This window comes from Pectobacterium colocasium (assembly GCF_020181655.1).
In the GTDB taxonomy this organism is placed as follows: Bacteria; Pseudomonadota; Gammaproteobacteria; order Enterobacterales; family Enterobacteriaceae; genus Pectobacterium; species Pectobacterium colocasium.
The window spans coordinates 1834337-1853144 of the sequence record NZ_CP084032.1 but is presented as its reverse complement, the minus strand read 5'-3'; the positions used below and the strand labels follow the sequence as shown (position 1 = coordinate 1853144).

Annotated in this window: 22 protein-coding genes and 2 tRNA genes; 10 read left to right on the top strand and 14 right to left on the bottom strand. The window is 40.7% G+C overall.

What is annotated here, in order from left to right:
- Nucleotides 1-23 precede the first annotated feature (23 nt).
- Nucleotides 24-718, bottom strand: a protein-coding gene (locus LCF41_RS08365; protein ID WP_225086940.1) for an IS1 family transposase whose coding sequence is annotated in 2 segments (ribosomal slippage) — nt 24-472 and nt 472-718 — 696 coding nt in all. Because the reading frame shifts where the segments join, the coding sequence is not laid out codon by codon here.
- 37 nt (nt 719-755) lie between these two features.
- Nucleotides 756-1559 carry a HamA C-terminal domain-containing protein gene (locus LCF41_RS08360; protein WP_225087651.1) on the bottom strand — a complete coding sequence of 268 codons (804 nt, stop codon included), beginning with the start codon at nt 1557-1559 and terminating at the stop codon, nt 756-758.
- 657 nt (nt 1560-2216) lie between these two features.
- Between LCF41_RS08360 and LCF41_RS08355 the strand changes: the two genes are divergently transcribed.
- On the top strand, nt 2217-2759 hold the full coding sequence (locus tag LCF41_RS08355; RefSeq protein WP_225087650.1) for a hypothetical protein: 543 nt from the start codon (nt 2217-2219) through the stop codon (nt 2757-2759).
- Between the two features lie 57 nt (nt 2760-2816).
- Here the strand turns inward: LCF41_RS08355 and LCF41_RS08350 are convergent, their stop codons facing one another.
- Genes LCF41_RS08350 through LCF41_RS08340 form a run of 3 tightly spaced genes read right to left on the bottom strand, consistent with a single transcriptional unit; the run spans nt 2817 to nt 4236 of the window.
- Nucleotides 2817-3092: a hypothetical protein gene (locus tag LCF41_RS08350; RefSeq protein ID WP_225087649.1), complete on the bottom strand. Its 276-nt coding sequence runs from the start codon at nt 3090-3092 to the stop codon at nt 2817-2819.
- Between the two features lie 10 nt (nt 3093-3102).
- Complete coding sequence (locus LCF41_RS08345; RefSeq protein ID WP_225087648.1) at nt 3103-3654, bottom strand: membrane lipoprotein lipid attachment site-containing protein; 552 nt, start codon at nt 3652-3654, stop codon at nt 3103-3105.
- A 15-nt stretch (nt 3655-3669) separates the two neighbouring features.
- Nucleotides 3670-4236, bottom strand: coding sequence for a hypothetical protein (locus tag LCF41_RS08340; RefSeq protein WP_225087647.1), 567 nt, complete (start codon nt 4234-4236; stop codon nt 3670-3672).
- Nucleotides 4237-5188: 952 nt separating this feature from the next.
- Here LCF41_RS08340 and LCF41_RS08335 point away from each other — a divergent pair.
- The gene (locus LCF41_RS08335) at nt 5189-5752 is read left to right on the top strand and encodes a helix-turn-helix transcriptional regulator (RefSeq protein WP_191120803.1); all 564 of its coding nucleotides are present in this window, start codon (nt 5189-5191) and stop codon (nt 5750-5752) included.
- A gap of 145 nt (nt 5753-5897) precedes the next feature.
- Here the strand turns inward: LCF41_RS08335 and LCF41_RS08330 are convergent, their stop codons facing one another.
- Nucleotides 5898-6668 carry a hypothetical protein gene (locus tag LCF41_RS08330; protein ID WP_225087646.1) on the bottom strand — a complete coding sequence of 257 codons (771 nt, stop codon included), beginning with the start codon at nt 6666-6668 and terminating at the stop codon, nt 5898-5900.
- A 96-nt stretch (nt 6669-6764) separates the two neighbouring features.
- Between LCF41_RS08330 and LCF41_RS08325 the strand changes: the two genes are divergently transcribed.
- The 4 genes from LCF41_RS08325 (at nt 6765) to LCF41_RS08310 (ending at nt 11182) form a co-directional block, all read left to right on the top strand.
- A protein-coding gene (locus LCF41_RS08325) for an IS5 family transposase (RefSeq protein WP_225085541.1) occupies nt 6765-7573 on the top strand; the annotation gives its coding sequence in 2 pieces (ribosomal slippage) (nt 6765-7115 and nt 7118-7573; 807 coding nt in all).
- 1130 nt (nt 7574-8703) lie between these two features.
- Nucleotides 8704-8871 carry a hypothetical protein gene (locus LCF41_RS08320; protein ID WP_225087645.1) on the top strand — a complete coding sequence of 56 codons (168 nt, stop codon included), beginning with the start codon at nt 8704-8706 and terminating at the stop codon, nt 8869-8871.
- A 208-nt stretch (nt 8872-9079) separates the two neighbouring features.
- Nucleotides 9080-10324, top strand: a complete 1245-nt coding sequence (locus LCF41_RS08315; protein WP_225087644.1) for an AAA family ATPase — start codon at nt 9080-9082, stop codon at nt 10322-10324.
- Nucleotides 10325-11182 carry a DUF4435 domain-containing protein gene (locus LCF41_RS08310; RefSeq protein ID WP_225087643.1) on the top strand — a complete coding sequence of 286 codons (858 nt, stop codon included), beginning with the start codon at nt 10325-10327 and terminating at the stop codon, nt 11180-11182.
- A 386-nt stretch (nt 11183-11568) separates the two neighbouring features.
- Here LCF41_RS08310 and LCF41_RS08305 read toward each other — a convergent pair whose 3' ends face one another.
- The 8 genes from LCF41_RS08305 to LCF41_RS08270 form a co-directional block, all read right to left on the bottom strand.
- A complete protein-coding gene (locus LCF41_RS08305) occupies nt 11569-11811 on the bottom strand; it encodes an H-NS family histone-like protein (protein WP_225087642.1) in 243 nt (80 codons plus the stop codon).
- Nucleotides 11812-11872: 61 nt separating this feature from the next.
- Nucleotides 11873-12238 carry a hypothetical protein gene (locus LCF41_RS08300; RefSeq protein ID WP_225087641.1) on the bottom strand — a complete coding sequence of 122 codons (366 nt, stop codon included), beginning with the start codon at nt 12236-12238 and terminating at the stop codon, nt 11873-11875.
- Nucleotides 12239-12303: 65 nt separating this feature from the next.
- Nucleotides 12304-12540: a hypothetical protein gene (locus LCF41_RS08295; protein WP_023302109.1), complete on the bottom strand. Its 237-nt coding sequence runs from the start codon at nt 12538-12540 to the stop codon at nt 12304-12306.
- Nucleotides 12541-12590: 50 nt separating this feature from the next.
- Entirely contained in the window at nt 12591-12887 is a 297-nt protein-coding gene (locus tag LCF41_RS08290; protein WP_129317819.1) for a hypothetical protein, read from the bottom strand.
- An 83-nt stretch (nt 12888-12970) separates the two neighbouring features.
- Nucleotides 12971-13288, bottom strand: a complete 318-nt coding sequence (locus LCF41_RS08285; RefSeq protein WP_103180576.1) for a hypothetical protein — start codon at nt 13286-13288, stop codon at nt 12971-12973.
- A 19-nt stretch (nt 13289-13307) separates the two neighbouring features.
- Nucleotides 13308-13520, bottom strand: a complete 213-nt coding sequence (locus LCF41_RS08280) for a helix-turn-helix transcriptional regulator (protein WP_225087640.1) — start codon at nt 13518-13520, stop codon at nt 13308-13310.
- A gap of 197 nt (nt 13521-13717) precedes the next feature.
- On the bottom strand, nt 13718-14611 hold the full coding sequence (locus tag LCF41_RS08275) for a DUF6387 family protein (RefSeq protein WP_016243657.1): 894 nt from the start codon (nt 14609-14611) through the stop codon (nt 13718-13720).
- A gap of 248 nt (nt 14612-14859) precedes the next feature.
- A tRNA-Ser gene (locus LCF41_RS08270) sits at nt 14860-14949 on the bottom strand.
- A 109-nt stretch (nt 14950-15058) separates the two neighbouring features.
- Between LCF41_RS08270 and mtfA the strand changes: the two genes are divergently transcribed.
- The 4 genes from mtfA (at nt 15059) to LCF41_RS08250 (ending at nt 18785) form a co-directional block, all read left to right on the top strand.
- Nucleotides 15059-15856 (top strand): DgsA anti-repressor MtfA, encoded by a 798-nt coding sequence (gene mtfA / locus LCF41_RS08265; protein WP_225087639.1) that lies wholly within the window; start codon nt 15059-15061, stop codon nt 15854-15856.
- Nucleotides 15857-15966: 110 nt separating this feature from the next.
- Nucleotides 15967-16042, top strand: a tRNA-Asn gene (locus LCF41_RS08260).
- A 179-nt stretch (nt 16043-16221) separates the two neighbouring features.
- Complete coding sequence (locus LCF41_RS08255) at nt 16222-17496, top strand: tyrosine-type recombinase/integrase (protein ID WP_225087638.1); 1275 nt, start codon at nt 16222-16224, stop codon at nt 17494-17496.
- Nucleotides 17497-17576: 80 nt separating this feature from the next.
- Complete coding sequence (locus tag LCF41_RS08250) at nt 17577-18785, top strand: IS256 family transposase (RefSeq protein WP_225087637.1); 1209 nt, start codon at nt 17577-17579, stop codon at nt 18783-18785.
- The last annotated feature ends 23 nt before the right edge of the window (nt 18786-18808 follow it).

Genomic DNA, 18808 nt, shown 5'->3' with positions numbered 1-18808 from the left:
TAAGTATTTGGTAATGCGTCCAATTAGTAGAACATGTGTTTTTCAATGAATGCCCCGATGACTTTTTCATGCAATTCTATCGAACGCGAGAAGCAGATTGTTTTACGGGCCAGACGTTTAATACGTGTCCTCAGTGTCAGGTTGTTACGCTCAATACGCTGAGTGAAGATTTTTCCTGTCAGATGCTTATCTTTCGGGAGTTCTCTGGCATAACTGCCCCAGTCATCGCTGGTTATCATACCGATGTTAAACGGCGTCAGCAGAGCCAGAAGTTCACGGCAGGTGTTATCCGTGCGCGGTCCAAACGTGTAAGCCAGAACGCCACCTGTTTTGGTGTTGTATGCATACCAGAGCCAATGCTGCCGGGCTTTATTGCCGACAAAGCTCCATTGGTCATCAAGCTCACAGATAAGTGCTACATCGGCATGAGCGACCGGAGAGGAAGTTATTCGCTTCGGCGCGAGTTTTTTAACGTGCGAATGACGGTGTTAATACCGATTTTCAGTGTTCTGGCTGTATCACGAACGCCGGCGCCGTTGAATGCCATTTCGGTAATTTGTTCTTTGACACCGGGCTTACGCGCTTCATAGGTATAGGTGAGCAGAAACACGCGGTGACAGTCACGACAGCGAAACCGGTCACGACCTTTAGGGTTCTGTCCATGACGGTAAACCTGAACAGACTGACAGCGAGGACAATGAACATTAACGCTGGCCATGAGCAAACCTCAAAGCAGTCATTATATATCAATTCAACTAATTAGAGGCACCACCAAGTATTTTATTTTTATAATAATCAGAAAAATCCGGTGATTTTTCGTCATCATATTTTAAAAATGAATCACAGCTATAGGTACATAGCAGCGGAATGTTAATTTTTGTAAGCTTATCTGATAGTTTCCCTCCTGCCGATAAAACATCCAACCAATATTCTAATTCTGGAGAGTTTTGTACATGACGTATTTTTTTCGCTATCAAATTAAATTCAGAATTTAAATAATCAGCTTTGAAATGCTCTTCAACATCATTGATTAAATCACCAATACCTTTCTTTGGATCAATATATAACTTAGATTCACCTAGCCAGAGGGTTTTATTGACAGGATCTATATGCACGGCATCAAAACCGTGAACGGTATGCCCGATAGAGTCTTTGAAATAAATTTTTGAAAGAAGTGGGATTGTATTATGAAAATCTCTCAAAATCAGATGAAGAATAAGTTCACCAAATTCACCTCGCTTAAGGTATTTATTAGCAACATCGTCAGTCAATTCACCGGAATTCAGATAAATATCTTTAACCTTCTGGTATTCATCAATTTTATAGATTGAACGAGCGGCATCTATTATTTTAGATAATGTTTGCGTGTTATCTGTCTGCTCTCCTTCGTGAAACCCATAAGCGAACTCATGCAGGGCCGATAAAACCTTCATGACCAAAGGATCCATCCTATAGTAGGATACACCTGTGTCATTAATATCAAAACCTACCAAGTAACTACATAAAGCTTGATCTCTCATTCTTTCTTCAATCACTTCATGCGCTTTGAATGGTCCCATTATTTGTCCATGTTATTTATTGCATAGAAATAATTTCATTCGTTAATTTTTTAACATATTGAATAGTATAACTAAAAACGCGCCACACAAATACTGTTTATTTTCACAGCAATCATGCAGTACAAGCTTCAATCTATAAGTTTAATGGTATGATTTGTATCGATGTTTTATAATTGAGAATTTGCAGATCTGAGACGATTGAAAATCGAATATCGGCCACCTAAAGTATAGGTGAAACCCGGAACAGTTTGAAACAAGACACTCGCTTAGGGCGGTGTCAACATTTCGTAGGTAGGATCATGATTCGCAAAGGCTGAGTTCACGGGCTTCGGCGGTTACGCCCGGCCAGTTTAAGGGCTTCATCGCGGAGTTCTGGTGTGTATTGCTTACAGGGTTTCTTACTGGTTCAGATGGGTTTTGTCATATGAGCTACTACTGGTTCAGAATTTACTCACTTTGTCGCGTGTCCACTATTGGCGGGTAAGATAAATCGAGGCAAAGGGTAATCTCCATAGATTAAACTTTAACTAAAAGAATACATTTATGTTTTATTCCTAACGATGGTCATAAAAATACTTTATCTTAAAATCACTTAAAATTATACTAAAAACGCATCATCAACTCAATTAACACCCATGGCATATTAGGACGCACGTTATGAATAATAAAAATGAAGTCTCCTTAGAAGATATTTATAAGTCAATGCTGGACTATGTTGTAGATAATGAATTCACTGGTGCCTGCCATTCAACTTCTGCAGCTATGTTTGTATTACTATCCGAATTAGGAATGAATCCAAAATTAAAAATTGGTGAAGTTTATTCATTATCTAACAAAGTATGCTTTGATCATTCATGGATAGAAATGGATAACCAAATATTTGATGTTGCAATAGGTTATCCTCAACCCCCTGAATTAGGCGGGCAATCTGTATGTGGTCCTATATTTAATAGCATTGATCTTAATACGGATCAAGATGCTGATATTTGTTTTAGATATAAAACCGTTCAAGGACTCGGTGAACCCGCTCTAAGCGTATCGGGATGGACATTACAGGAATATAACGATAATGAGGATACTGGTATTGACATTTGGGACTTTACTATTTTAATAGGTTCAAAATGTAATTTGAATTTAAATCGTCATTCCCTTATAGAAAAATATGGAAGTATACGGCGTGAATTAGTTATTATTGAATAGATAATAATTTAAACCACGCCTATGATGTCCATATGGGCGTGGTTATCTATGAGATAATTACATCCTTCGCCTGAACACAACATTATCAGAAAAAATAGCCTTACCAGCCACAAACCCAACAACAGCGATTATAGGCATGCTGATAGTAGCCCCCGCTATACCTGATGACATACCAATCAGTGCTGACAGACCAAAGGAGAGGAAGATAACCACAAGCGCATACCACTGCGGATAGGCTCCATATAAAACAGTCGCCATGCAGCCGGTGCAGACATGAACACCGCGCTGGCTCTCTTTCAAGCAAAACGGACACTGAATTGTATTATTTTCCATGATAGACCCCTTAGAGCGCTTTCCAGCCATTGCTGGTTTTAACAAGATTAATTTTGCCGTCTTCAGGTTCATCCATACCCTTGACGCTGGAGAACGCTTTCTTGTCCACCCATGAAGGAACATCCGCCAACTTCCATGTATATGACACGCGAACAACTTTCTGATCACCGTTTCCCGGTTCGGTCCATTCCTTTATCTCAGAAACTTCCCGATGACCAACACAGGCACCTTTCTCACGGTCCCAAAACTCAACCTCTTGGCCCTTGTCCGTGACTTCCAGAACATCAACACTGCTAAAGCCGTTAGACTGTTGTGAAACAGTGAGCAGCCCTTGTTCAACAAGTCCTCTAAGGATTTCATCACTGGCACTGTATCCAGCAGAACGGTAGCCACGGTTAACCTTAATTGGAAAACCTTTGTTGAATACAATGTCATTGTCTTGCAGGGAGTAGCACAGCTTCGATTGTGATATTTTCGCGTTGATCGCTTTCTCAAAATCGCCTTTTTCACCGCATCCCGATACAAGAGCAGCAAGACCCGCCACGAGTAAAATTTTACGCATAGTGTTATCCCGGAATTAATGATTGATTGTGCCGTTTCTCAGTACAACCAGACGAACTGGCATATCGGCGTTGTTGACGGTAGCGAACCCACGGACTTCGAAATTGTTTACCGTTCCGGTGACGCTGACTTTCTGGCCTTTCTTATAGGTAAGAACGCCATCATTAATACCAGAGTAGTAATCCAGCCAGACCATCCCGCCGCAGTAGCTCGTATCAGAGGTTTTAAATAAAAGGTAATAGTTAGGTGCTGATTTGGGCATTCCCGTCATCATGTCGCTGGCACTTCTGCCCTTCGTAACTTCCAGAACAGTGGCATTGGTGATAGAGATCCTTTTGCCTGTCCATTTCTTTTCTGATGCCATTGCATTTTCTTCATAGTCTTTGCAGACAGCACCAAGGCCAGATACAGACGATACTGGGCCAAGACTTTGAGGGGTGGCAGTTCCTCCCAGCGCTTTACCTACTGAAGACATCGACGAGCTGATTGCTCCATTAACTGTATTCACGCCATCGTTGAGCTGCTGGCATCCTGTCAGTGCGGCAGCAGACAGAACCAGTGGCATCACTATCCGTAATTTCATATCTATCCCCAATGTGTGGAAACTTTATGTCAAAGACAGCCCTACCCATAGGTTGGTCTCTCTGGGCTGTAAAAAAGCATTAATCAATTGATAGGATTCAATTTATTTTTCTGTTCGTCATATCGTTTGTATCGATCGAATTCAAATCATTTGATAGATTAAAACCATCACAAATAAATAATCGATCGATATCACCAATTAAAAAACCGATCAATTAATCTCAATTGATAGATTTTAACTATCAAATATACTTTATAGATCTTTGGTAACGATCAATTGAAAATACCTATCGTAATATATGAATCAGGAGAGACGGCGTAAAACGTCGTTCATTCAAAGGTTAAAGCAGGTAGAGTGATGAGGATAGTTTCATCCCTGCGCAAGCACAGGGCACTACACCACGAGTGGCTGAATGGAAAGAGGAGGCAGCAAACTGAGTGTTGAAAACCGGACAGTGATCTTACGGCAATCACCAGTGCGCTGATGCTCAAAAGAGTTATCAGCCTTAGACTGCCTGCGTGGAAAAGGTTTATCTACTCGATATTTCATACACCTGCACTAAAAGTGGTAACGATAGTTGACAGCACGAATTTAATTGGTTACTATTGTTACCAGTTAGTTCCTTTGACTAACTGTGTTCTTTAATAATGTGAGACTTACGGGAAGGAGATCGTCTATCGCGTATCATAAAAACAAGCATATTGATGCGGCAATTGCATATGCCGTGTCCAAAGGCTGGACCTACGTTACACGCAAAGGGAAAGGTCATGCAGTGGGAATTTTGAGATGTGGTGGCAAAGATAAATGTCATCAAAAATCAGTTTGGGGAACGCCTGAAAGCCCTGAAGACCACGCGAAGGACATAATCTCATTAGTAGATAAATGCAATTAAGCTCAAGGCCACTTGAGGTGGCCTTTTCTAAAGTCTCACACAATATAGAGGTGATTTATTATGAAAAAATATAGTTTTGATATTGTGGTAGGCGGTAAGAAGATTACTAATGATGAGGATTTATTTGAAGTTTCAGATGCATTATATGAAGCTGGCTGTGCGGATGCTCATCCGGCAGCATATAACGGTACTCTTTATATAAATTTTAACAGAAAAGCAGATGGGTATGAAAAGGCGGTGTTATCAGCAATTGCTAATATTGAATCAGTCGAGGGATTAAAATGCCTGTCTGTGGATATTGGTGATATGGTTAGTTTAAGTGATGCTGCAGAGTTAGCAGGTACTACCAAGGCTTCTCTTTCAAGATATAGTAATGGAAGCAGAGGTAATGGGAATTTTCCGACCCCAATCCTGCGCGTAGATAGTAATCGTCCACTATGGGCGTGGAGTGATATAGCTGATTGGTTAGAGAGAAATAACTCCATTGATAAAGACATTGTAAAACAAGCTCGTATTACTAGTGCTATCAATACAGCTTTATCTATTAGACATGCGCAATCAATGGAAAATGTTTCACATTATTTAGATGTATTCAATAATAGTCATGATGCAATGACCGCATGACAATACCTTCCAAAGTCTCACTTTAGCCATCCACACAGGATGGCTTTTTTTATAAAGTTTATTTTTTCTAGATGGCTTTTGACCTGTACTTTGGATTTGTCCTATTTAGGAAGACGCTCTTGAACATCATCGTTACGAACAAATCCTAGCCCTGAATATTATCCCAATCTAACGGTTCTTCTTGCGGTAGAAGCATTTCTCCCTTGGTAGCAATAGCTCTATCCGTGCTTTTATTCATCATTTTCTTTTGATATTTTTTAGCTTGTAATCTTGCGATTAACAAATCTATATCTTCTTGGCTATTTACGTCTTCTATGACTGCCTCAATAGTTATACCTTTTTCCTTAATACTTTTATTCCTTCGGTCAGTACTGGCAACGCTTTCGGGTTGTTCTTCCATTACTTCTTTCTTTTTTATAATCTCTGAAACAAAGCGAGCACGATCACCATTGAACACAATAGCAGGATTTATAAAATACCAGTTTTTTTCATTCGTTTTAGCAATAATACATTTCTCAATAAGTTCTTTTATGCCTCTGTAAAAGATAGATTCAGACAAGACGAAGTGATCTATCTTTTCCGCAAGCGACATTGCTTTTTTACAGCTCAGGTAAAAGTGATCTTTACCTATCGCATCCTGATAGATACGGAGAAATATGAAAAACACCTTGTACGCTGTTTTCGTTAAATCAAAATATGCTTTTATCTGGGAAGTGTAGAGCTTAATGAACTCTTCTTTATCGACCTCTTGTGTATGTACTATATTGGCAAAATAAGATTTGCTGGCATCTTTCCTTTCAATAAGTTCTGTTCCTCTTAAAACAGTCAGGTTCTTCTTTCTTGTTTCAATCTTTATCTCTGTCTCAAAGCAAAAAGGATTTAAGCCTAAATCTAAATCAACTTCTATTTCATCCATCACGACATTACCTCTTATTGTTTTATTTATAATTAAGAGCCTATCCCAATAGGAATTGTTAGAATATAAGTAACTGAGAATTTTTGAGGACGTAGCATGACTGGCAGCAAGTGGCGGATTAGTGATGAACTCTGGGAAAAAATAGCGCCGCTTATTCCTGAACATAAAACTAACCATCCACTGGGAACGCACCGAAAACGGGTTGATGACCGAGTGGCTATGGACGCCATTTTCTTTGTTCTTCGCACCGGATGCCAATGGAACGCACTAAATGAAACAGGGATATGTTCATCGAGTTCTGCACACCGCCGCTTTCAGGAATGGCGCGCGGCGGGGGTTTTTGAGCGTTTCTGGCAGAACGGATTGATGACCAGCGAGCAACTGAAAGCCATCGACTGGTCATGGTTGTCGATGGACGGCTGTATGACAAAATCCCCGCTAGCAGGCTCAAAAAAACAGGCCGGAACCCCACGGACCGGGGGAAACAGGGGGTAAAGCGTAGCCTGATGACCGATGCGAACGGGCTGCCGCTCTCAGTGGTTGTCGCAGGGGCAAATACCCACGATATCAGGTTAGTCACAGAGACCCTTGATGCGCTTCAGACGGGGAGGCCGGGCAGAAGGCTGAATATCTGTCTGGACAAGGGGTATGACGCGGAATGGCTGGAAAGTGAACTGAAAAATCGGCGTTATGAACCGCATATCCAGTCGCGTAAAGAAGAATCCGATGCCAGCAAAGAGAATATGAATTACAAAGCCCGTCGGTGGGTAGTGGAGAGAACGCACAGCTGGATGAACCGCTTCCGTCGGCTTCTGACTCGTTGGGAGAAAAAAGTCGAAAACTATGAGGCGATGCTGCATTTTTCCTGCGGCATTATTGTCTGGAATAAAATCCTATTGGGATAGGCTCTAAATACCATGCACAAAATAGATATCAAGTTTTTTGCATATTTTTTTGCGAAAATATTTTAGAAATCGCAAGTATTCCAGTGACGATAATTTAAAGCACTGTCATTTTTAGTCTATAAAATGACATAGAAACTGACTACAGAGTCAGGAAAGCTCACTGTACAGTCAGGAATACTGACCACAGAGTCAGGAACACTGACCGTACAGTCAGTCCCGTTTTTTTGTTTAATCCCTTATACAGCAAGGGCTACAAGCCGATTTTGTCTCAATTTAATTTTGCAAGAAGTAAGAGATAATACTTAAGAGGATAAACAGAAACCGGGCGATTTTTATGATCGCCACATGGGGTTTTAACCTTAAAATGATTAACAATTTTCGGGTTGCATTTTTTATTGCAGAGCTTTCCTTTTTATTCCATTAAAATCCTTTTTTGAAAATCACCACCATCTATGAGCTGACGCTCATGTGCTGAAGCACGGCTTCGCCCTGACGCTGACATTAATATATTTTTATCTTGATACGGTAGTTTCAATATTTTCCCGCAAAGACGAAAAGGATCGTATTTAGATCGTTACATCATTCAGTTTTAAAAAAGATCCCATAATCGAGTTTTGTGTTAACTCTGTAAAACAGGCTATTTACTCTTCAATGTATGAAAGATATTCACAGAAGCAGCACTTCGTGATTGTTAAAGACAATCACATTGCTGAAACAGGGTTCATCCCTGTAATGATGGATTTATCCATAAATAATTGCGGCGATAGCCGCTATGTATTAAAAGGAAAAAATAACATATCCCTATAACCAAGCAGCGCTTAGTGATTGTATAAAACAATCACTTGCTGTCTATCATTCAAAGTAAAGATATGACAGAAGATAAAACGGAACGAGTTGGCTGGCGCACTCCAAGTTAAAATCATTATATTAAATATTTTTACGGTGAAGTTTTTCTGTACTGAAACCAAACATCTTTCTTTGAAAACTCTGTTATATTTAAAAACCACCGAAATCAGTGAACATAATCTCACAAAAGTATATTTTATTTCATTTTTTCACATTTATTTTTGACAATGACATGTTCTGCATTATATAAATACAAACAATAATAATAATAAAAGGAAAAACACATGAAAATTGATTACACCAAAATAATGGCACCAGCTGTAGTAGCAGGCCAGCTCATCCGCTGGGTGTATGTGAACGGGGATAGAAACAGAGGGCGGAAAAATCGCCGTGCGCTGGATTGGTCTAACTGCGTTAGCGCTCAAAGCCTTAAACGCATGATAGACAAATAGGCATGGCTATTCAGTCAGGTAAGCGGAAACGGCTTGACGACGGGTTTAGAGCTTCAGGTTACGGTTTCCGATGCGAGGTATGAGAGCGTGGAGATAAACAATGAATACTACAAATCCATTTGTTTTGTATTAATTTAATAAGTAGAATACACATTATGAAGCCATATGATAAATAACTGCAATTAATCATCTACATAAGGGTTTTGACTTGAAATTAATACATTTGGAAATAAACAAACTATTTGGTCTCCTTGATTATGAAATCCCCTTGGATAACCATGAAATTACTATGCTTACAGGTCCAAATGGATACGGTAAGACGATGATTCTTAAGATAATCAATGGTATCCTTGCAAATGAATTAAATATCCTATGTAAACTTAAGTTTGATTTAATTAAGATTGAATTTCAAGGTGGCTCAGTTTCAATTACTCATGATACTAAGAAAGATGGCTTAATACTGAATCATATAGATAATAATTTGGGAAGCATCGCAACTGAAAAACTCAAGTTACAAAAAGATGAATCCAGTACGGAAGAAGTATTTTATATAAGCTGGCATGGGAGGGAAGCTAAACCAAAACAAAAACCACAACTGGATAAGCCATTATCTTCGAAGGTATTAAGTCACATTACATCGAAAGAAGACGTATCTTTTATATGTGCAGATCGATTACAAGTTAGGGCTGATGATGAAACAGTCATTGATTTATGTGCAAGAAAATTAAAAGATTTGATGGAAAGCGCACAGGATGATTCCGCTGCATTATCACAAAGATTAGATGCTACATTTCCTATCCGGTTATTTGAGCGTTTAGAACAACAAAAACGATTTTCGTCAGGAAATATTCAAGCGCGCTTAAATGGCATTCAAGATAAACGTCGTCATTACATGCGGTATGGTCTTATTCAGGCTGAAAATGATCTAATGCCTGAAAAAAGCACAAGTCTTTATAGTAGTAATGAATATCTAGGTGTCTTGGATCTATACATTGAAGATGCCCTTGGGAAACTGTCCCCCTTTCAGACATTGCATCAAAAGATTGATTTATTTGAATCAATTTTGCAAGAAAAGATTTTAGCTTTTAAAAAAGTGATGATTGATAGAGATAAAGGATTTTATTTCGAAAGTTTAAATGGTGATATCATTGATCGTAATATGCTTTCATCGGGAGAACAAAACCAAATAGTTCTTCTTTTTAATTTGATTTTCGATCTGGTTTCACAAAAAGTAATTCTTATAGACGAGCCCGAGATATCATTGCATGTCGCTTGGCAACAAACTTTCTTAGATTCTCTCAAAAAAATACAAAAAATTAACGAGTATGAAAAGGTCATTATTGCTACTCACTCACCACAAGTAATCAGTAAGAATTGGGAATTAACATACGATCTTTATGAAATGATTAAAAATAGAAATGAAAGCCAACAGTCTTCAGAAGGAAAAGAGTGAATGATGTCATTACGCGATGCTGTTAGCGAAGATGATTGGCTGAGTAGTATGATGCTTTTATTCAGAAGCGAAATGAATCGACGTCGTATATTGATTGTAGTTGAGGGCATTACAGATATCCGATTTTTCAATGCATACCGGCTTGATAATAGGATGATTTATGAATCGCCAGAAAATGGGAAACGTGAGGTAATATCGGCTGTTAGTCAATTACGTCATGCTGGGAATGATGCTGTGTATGGTGTATGTGACGCTGATTTTGATGAGTTAAGTGGAATAAATTACGAGGGGGTTTTTTATACTGATGCTCATGATCTTGAAATGATGTTAGTTAAAGGTGGAGTGGTTGATAAATTTATTATGTCACACACAGATAGAAAACTAATTCAAGGGGAATTAGCTGAATCATTCTGTCGTGATGTAAAGATGAATATCCTTTGTGCATGTTATAAAATCGGACTTCTCAAATGGTACAATTATCTTACACATAGTAATCTTAATTTCAAAGGATTAAAACATCGGGATTTTGTAAGCATTAATAAAATAGAGGTTTTAGTTGATGAGAATGAGTATATAAACCATGTAGTTAATAGAAGTCGTGCCGGTGGGGATTTTAATGTAGCAGACTTATTTAATGAAGTGCGTAAATTAGAATTAATGTCTCCAGACCACTTTTCTATATGCAATGGACATGATTTCACTTGTATATTAAAAATGATGTATGGGACGGATGTATCTGTAAATAAGAACATGCGTCTGGATGAGATAGATAGTTATATGCGTATGAGTTACGATCATCACACATTTAGAACTACGAAATTACATAACTGCCTGAATCAATTGTTAACTTTACATTAAGGCTTAAGTTAAAATTATTGCGGTTTATGAAAATACAAGCTTTACTGAGCGGAGTGCTATCTCCGCATTAGCGCTGCAGGAGCGGTGGTATATAGCTGCTCCTGCCTATCGGACATAGTACCGGAGTGGAAAGAAGCCTAGCTGATCGTAACACCTCGTCTGCAAATTCTAGGCAATGAACATCTTTAGGGGCCCTTGAACCAACGGAAGTATCATTGCTCAGAAGCAGTACTTCTCAGGGTTCTTAAGCATTGGAGTTTATTCAATTTACTTCTCAGGACGTTAATGGTCAGAAAACTGAAAATTTCAATATGTCATAATGTTTTATTTATTCGCCATGCATGATAGACATTTCGGTGATAGTTAAAATATAGTTCATTACTGAATCATATAAATAGATCCTCCAGTGATACACGATCACGCCCCATTTTCTCAAGCAACTGTTGTAATCTCTTGGCTCTCAATTTCTGAGCCTTTTTCTCACCAATCTCCTGATAGTATTCTTCCCGGCGTTCCGCAACGACTTGACGGAACTTCTTCAAAAGCTGTTCCAGTGTTTTCATATCTGTTGTCGCAGCTTCAGCTTGTATTTTTTTATACATATACATAACATGAAATTCATCAATCATATGGTTATCTCCGTTTGATTACAGGATTATTTCCCTCTGCACGAGGGAATATTGCCATGTTTCAATACTGATTCACAGTCATTTTTAACTTCCAGAAAATACGTTCATCCACATCATCCGGTTTGATGTTTTTCAGTACAAGCTCAATGATATGTTCTTTATGCCAGTATAAGATAGTATCTTTCAACTCATCCATATTGATCTCAGATACATCTTTGCCTCTTCCACTTTTAACAGAGTCTTCAACTTCACAAGCAATCAAAACATCATAAAGTATCTCTGATAACATTTCCCCTGTTAAAATATTCATGGCTGTTTCAGGCTGTTTTTCAGAGATACTATAGATCGTTTCGCAATATCCCTGTAATACATTTGTGATAAGGTTTATTGACATTTTATTGCTTTCATTTAAAACAATCTCTTTCATACTGATTCCTTTTCTTAAGTTAAATATTAGATAAATATTAGATAAATATCGAGAAGGTATTAATACTATTTATTAGATACTATTTTGATGATTACAGAACCATATTCCAGATCCATCTCATCATACAGTGTCTCATTTACATAACGATTTAAATCATCTAACAAGGTCTTATCATTCATTATTTCTTCGACAGAGCTACCTCTTAATGCGATAAATATATCCAAGCTCTCTTGGATAAGGTTCATCACTTTAGGTGTTTTTTCACATAACATACTTACGATTACTGACATATCATTCTTCATCTGTTTTTCCTATTGTTTATAGTTAGCCCCTTCCGGGGCAAGATTAGTTCTTACTTTCTAAAGTTTTCTGAATACCCTACCAGCAGCGCTGCTACTTGTTCAAAGTTAACCTCATGAATATCACCACAGTTTTCTTCTTGCTTGGTGAATCTCTCAAAGTTATTCTGAATATGGTCAATCACATAAATAATAAATGGACTCATAAAATCAGGATCATCCAAATAATCATTGGCATCTCCATCGCCATTAACTTCCATAAACATATTCCAGCTTGCGCAAAATGATCTACAAGCAAGATCATAAAAAAGTTCTGTTGATTTGTTTTCAATAATATTTTCTTTAGTCATATTTATACCCTCATAATTAAATGCTTTTTATTCATTTCGTTTGTTATTAGCCCCTTGCGGGGCCGAATAGATGACGCCAGCGATTATGTATGTAAAATATAGTGACTCATCATATGATGTATCTGCCTCAGGTTGACAAGCACTTCATCAAAATATACGTTTTTAAGCGATGCTTTATATTTATGTTTTTTCAAGAACTCATTAAAATCTTTCTTACCATTCTCTATTATTGATTTTAAAACACCTTCCATATAACCATCATCTTCAAGATTATGATAGAATCTTTCCCCCATATACTCATGCATACATCGCAAATAGTAGTCATAGTCTTCGCCACTTTTCAGAACAAAGTATTTTGTATCATCATTACTAACATTTATTCCTATTTTTTGCACTTTCATTTTCGCTTCCTCTTATATGTTATTTATTATTTTTGCGTGAATCGGAAATAGTATTTTCAATCCATGCATCAATCTCACTTTCTACAAAAGCTACACATCTTGCCCCTATGATTACCTTATCCGGGAATCGGCCTTCCTTAATAAGCTCATACATTGTGGTTCGACTAAATCCGACTCTTCTCAGAACTTCAGGAACACGGATTAATCTTTTACCTGCGATTTCATTTCTCATTTGTCTTTTCCTCTGTTGTTTCGACAAGAGCTATAGTAGGAAAAATTGAGATCGCAGGATGCAGAGATTGGCAAACAAGATTTTTATGAGGAAGTCGAAAGAAATGATTTTCGGGGAAAATGGGAGTTTGTGGATTTCGCTGGTTTTGAAGAATGGGGACCAGACTTGACGGTAGTCCCCTACATGCAGGAAGTGAGTTACTTCCCTTTTCTCTCGTCTTCCTCTTCTTTTTCGTTCATTTTCATCGCTTCGGCTACCTTGGTATCCATCATGTAATCGTTTTTACTCAGCCAGAGGTTAAACAGTCGCTCAAATTCGCGCTTGAGAACTTTTTCAGTAAAAGGCTTGTCGGTATCCTTGATTTGAGAGCCGCCTCTGATGACCTCAGAGTCGTTAGGGTAGAGGAGACGGGAAAACTGCTCATAAGAGATTTTGGCATCATTCCGCTTCGCCCAAAGCAGCAGATCAAGCATTGGGATAACCCTGAGGTTGATCACCTTTTTGACAGTGCTTAGTCCGAACCGAAACGAACCAATTGCTGGCTCGCCAACGGTATGCTCCTTTCGCCATTGAGGGAGCATTCTTTTGATATGCTCAATAACCTCATCGTCAGTCAGAAACTTAATGTTTAACCACAAATACAGTGGATGCCCATCATCAAACTCGTCAATGTCTCTCAGCTTCCGCATCCCATCCTCTTTTGATGTCGGGACAGACGATGCATCAGCTGAGTAACCTACTCGGTGAAGTAGCTCAAGGTCCCGTAGCCGTGCCTCGTAGCGACTAATGTCGTTGACGGTCATATGTCTGACATGCAGCCGCGCATCCACTAAAGGGTTTTTCTTTTTAGTGGTAGGGGCGGTTCTTTCTGTCGAACTCGCTAAAAGAGGATGACCAGCCAGAATCTTGGCTTCTTCTTCCAGATAGCGTTCATGCCGGGAATGTTCTTCTTTAGTAAAATCATGTCGGTGCAATGATACGCGCCGACTGATTTCATAACTTAGGTCGTTAACTGTGATCTCTTGAAGGACATCATAGTTGCTTAACTTGAACCACTGCTTAACAGCCTTCATTGTGTCGCTGGCTTTCATCTGTATTCCATTTCTCCCTAACGTAACTCACCCGTCAGCCAGAGCCGATTTTCTCGTGCCAACAATGACCTAAAGATAAATTGTTTTGAGAGTGTGAGCCAGAGGAGATAAAAATGAATGCTCGAATGAGTGCAACATGATAGAAATGAGTGCGTCGGAACAGGCTGTTATTAATGGATTTTTAATGCATTACCTGATGCATGGCATGAGAAAAACTTAACGGTAACTTATTGATTTTAAAGAATGAGTGGCGGAGATAGGGGGATTTGAACCCCCGGTAGAGTTGCCCCTACTCCAGTTTTCGAGACTGGTCCGTTCAGCCGCTCCGGCATCTCTCCGTTTAACTGTTGCCATGATGCCCGCTTTTACGGCATGTTAACAACGAGTTAGTTTAACAACACACGCCCTCGCCTTTAAATTCAAGTGACGACTTAACGAGCAATAACGATGATTAAATGGCCATGGAAAAACACTCAACCTCAGGTGCAGACACTTGAACACTGGCAAGCTGCGGTCTCCATCCCACTTCTCGCCCCCTTAAGCGATGAAGAACTTCAGCAGTTGGTCGCACTTGCCGATCAGTTTCTGAAGCAAAAACGCCTGATTCCGTTGCAGGAGCTAGTGTTAACGGAAATCATGCAGCAACGCATCGCCCTGTTGTTTTCCCTGCCGGTCTTGTCGCTGGGAATGGATGCGCTGGATGGTTTCCACGAAGTTCTGGTTTATCCCGGCCCGTTTATTGTCGAAGAAGAGTGGCAGGACGACATCGGACTCGTGCATACGGGGAAAATGGTACAGTCCGGGCAAAGCTGGGATCAGGGGCCGATTGTCATCAACTGGCAAGAAGTGCAAGACTCTTTCGATCTCTCCGGTTTCAACCTCATCATTCATGAAGTCGCACACAAGCTGGATATTCGCAGCAGCGGCGAAGCAACTGGCGTTCCCCTAATTCCCCTGCGCGATATTGCTGTCTGGGAACAACATCTGCGTGGCGCGATGGATGCTTTGCAGGAAGAGATTGATCTGGTCGGTGAAGACGCCACCAGTATGGATCCCTATGCCGCCCACGATCCGGCAGAGTGCTTTGCGGTGCTGTCGGAATACTTCTTCAGCGCCCCCGAACTTCTCGACGATCGTTTCCCCGACATGTACCGCTGCTTTCAAAAATTCTATCGACAAGATCCGCTCGCCCGCCTAAAAAACTGGCAAAGCAGCGTCAACTACCGTGCACCATCCATCTACTAACTCATAAAAAAACAGCGAATTGTACATAGCCTAGGCAGTCAGACAATAAAGCTGATTTTGCCGTTGACAGTACCGCAGGTGGCGGATATTATGCGCCCCGTTCACACGATTCCTCTGTAGTTCAGTCGGTAGAACGGCGGACTGTTAATCCGTATGTCACTGGTTCGAGTCCAGTCAGAGGAGCCAAATTAAAGAATGTAGATGCCTACGGGCGTCTACATTTTTGCATTTAATCAATCACTTGCCTCCCCTCTCTTGTCTACTAACATCCACTGAAATACACCTATATCCAGCAATTTTGTTGGTAGATTTCTTGGTAGTTCTGGTTAGATTTTCCTTATACCAACAAAAAGGAAAGAGAATCTATGTCACTTACTGACACCAAAGTAAAAAAAGCTAAACCTCTTGAGAAAGAATACAAGCTTACTGATGGTTTTGGTATGCACCTGCTTGTCCACCCGAACGGATCTAAATACTGGCGGCTTTCCTACCGCTTTGCACAGAAGCAAAAACTGTTAGCGTTGGGGGTTTACCCTGCTATTTCTTTGACTGACGCAAGGGAGCGTCGTGATGAAGCGCGTAAGCTGATTGCTAATGGGATTGATCCAGGAGCCAGAAAAAAATCAGGCCGGGAGCGACAAGGAACACACGATGAGTCCCGATCCTTTGCTGTAATGGCTCGTGCATGGGCTGAGACCAAAACCAAGTGGTCAGAAGACTACAAAGTTAAGGTCTGGAGACGCATTGAAAACTACCTTCTGCCATATCTGGGAAATCGTGATGTATCAGAGCTTGATACCAGCGATTTACTCATCCCCCTCAAAAAAGTTGAGAAGTTAGGCTATCTCGACATCGCCATGCGCCTGAAGCAGTATACAACCTCTATCATGCGATACGCCGTCCAGCAGAAGATCATCAGTTATAACCCTGCTTATGATTTGCAAGGCACTATCGAAAAAGGTGAGACAGCGCACCGCCCTTCTATCGAAATCTATGAAATTCCCGATCTCTTACAAAAACTCGACAACTACCGTGGTCGAGGTCTTTTAACAGAATTAGCGATCAGGCTCACATTATTGGTTTTTGTCAGGTCAAGTGAGTTACGCTTTGCCCGATGGAGTGAAATCGACTTCAAAAAATCTCTCTGGGTTATCCCTGAACAACGAAAGGAAGTTAAAGGGGTAAAACACTCTGGTCGTGGTGCCAAAATGAAGAGAAAGCATTTTGTCCCACTGTGCAGGCAGGCGGTTGAGATCTTGAAAGAGGTTAAAAAGATCACTTATGGTGAAAAAGCGGGTGACGGGTTTATTTTCACCGGGTTTTACGACAGTGATTCTGCGATGAGTTCAGGAACTATCAATAAAGCCCTTCAGCGTATGGGATATGACACCAAAACGGATCTGTGTGGGCATGGCTTTCGCACGTTAGCCTGTAGTGCATTGACGGAATCGGGATTATGGTCGGAAGACACGGTTGAGCTTCAAATGAGCCATAAAGAAAAAAACACCGTTAGATCTGCTTATACCCATAAAGTTAGCCATCTTGACCAGCGTAAACTGATGCTGCAATGGTGGGCTGATTTTCTGGATGCGAACCGCAATGGAATAGTTAGCCCGTTTGAGTTTGCACAAAAAGGATAGATTTTAAAGAGCCTGTACATAAATTTGTGTAATTGCCTGATTTTGATATGTTCAATCCAACATCAAAAGCAGGTTAATTTATGGACGAAAAACAATTACAGGCACTGGCTAACGAACTGGCCAAAAATCTTAAAACACCTGATGATCTCAGCCAGTTCGATCGCCTGCTGAAAAAAATCAGTGTTGAAGCCGCCCTTAATGCTGAAATGTCCCACCATCTCGGGTACGAGAAAAACCAGCCCAAAGCGGGTCTTAACGCACGTAACGGTTATTCCACAAAAACGGTCATTACTGGCGATGGCCCGCTCGAACTGCGTACTCCGCGAGATCGTGATGCCACATTCGAACCTCAACTGGTGAAGAAAAATCAGACCCGGATAACCAGCATGGATAACCAAATCCTGTCGTTATACGCCAAAGGCATGACTACCCGAGAGATCGTCGCGACGTTTAAGGAACTGTATGACTCAGATGTGTCGCCGGCCCTGATTTCAAAGGTCACGGACGCAGTGATGGAGCAGGTTGTTGAATGGCAGAATCGGCCGTTGGATAGCCTTTATCCCATTGTTTATCTTGACTGTATTGTCCTTAAGGTCCGTCAGGATAGTCGTGTCATCAACAAATCCGTGTTCCTGGCCTTGGGCATCAATATCGATGGTCAGAAAGAACTACTGGGTATGTGGCTGGCGGAAAATGAAGGGGCGAAGTTCTGGCTGAATGTGCTGACGGAGCTGAAAAACAGAGGTCTGAACGACATTCTCATCGCCTGCGTTGACGGTCTGAAAGGCTTCCCTGACGCTATCAATGCGGTCTATCCGCAAACCCGCATCCAGTTGTGTATAGTCCATATGGTGCGCAACAGCCTGCGCTTCGTCTCATGGAAGGACTATAAGGCCGTCACTCGCGACCTGAAGGCGGTTTATGGGGCCGCGACGGAAGAAGCGGCGTTGCAGGAGCTGGAAACATTCGCCAGGGTCTGGGATGAGCGCTACCCGCAAATCAGCCGGAGCTGGCGTGCAAACTGGGCGAATCTGTCAACATTCTTCGCGTACCCGAGTGACATCCGTAAGGTGATTTACACGACCAATGCCATTGAATCACTGAACAGCGTCATCCGGCATGCCATAAAGAAACGCAAGGTGTTCCCGACAGATGACTCAGTAAGGAAAGTGGTGTGGCTGGCAATACAGTCGGCATCAAAAAAATGGACGATGCCGATCCAAAACTGGCGGCTGGCGATGAGCCGCTTTATTATCGAGTTCGGTGACCGCCTGGACGGTCACTTCTGAGAAATGGCATTTACACAGAATCA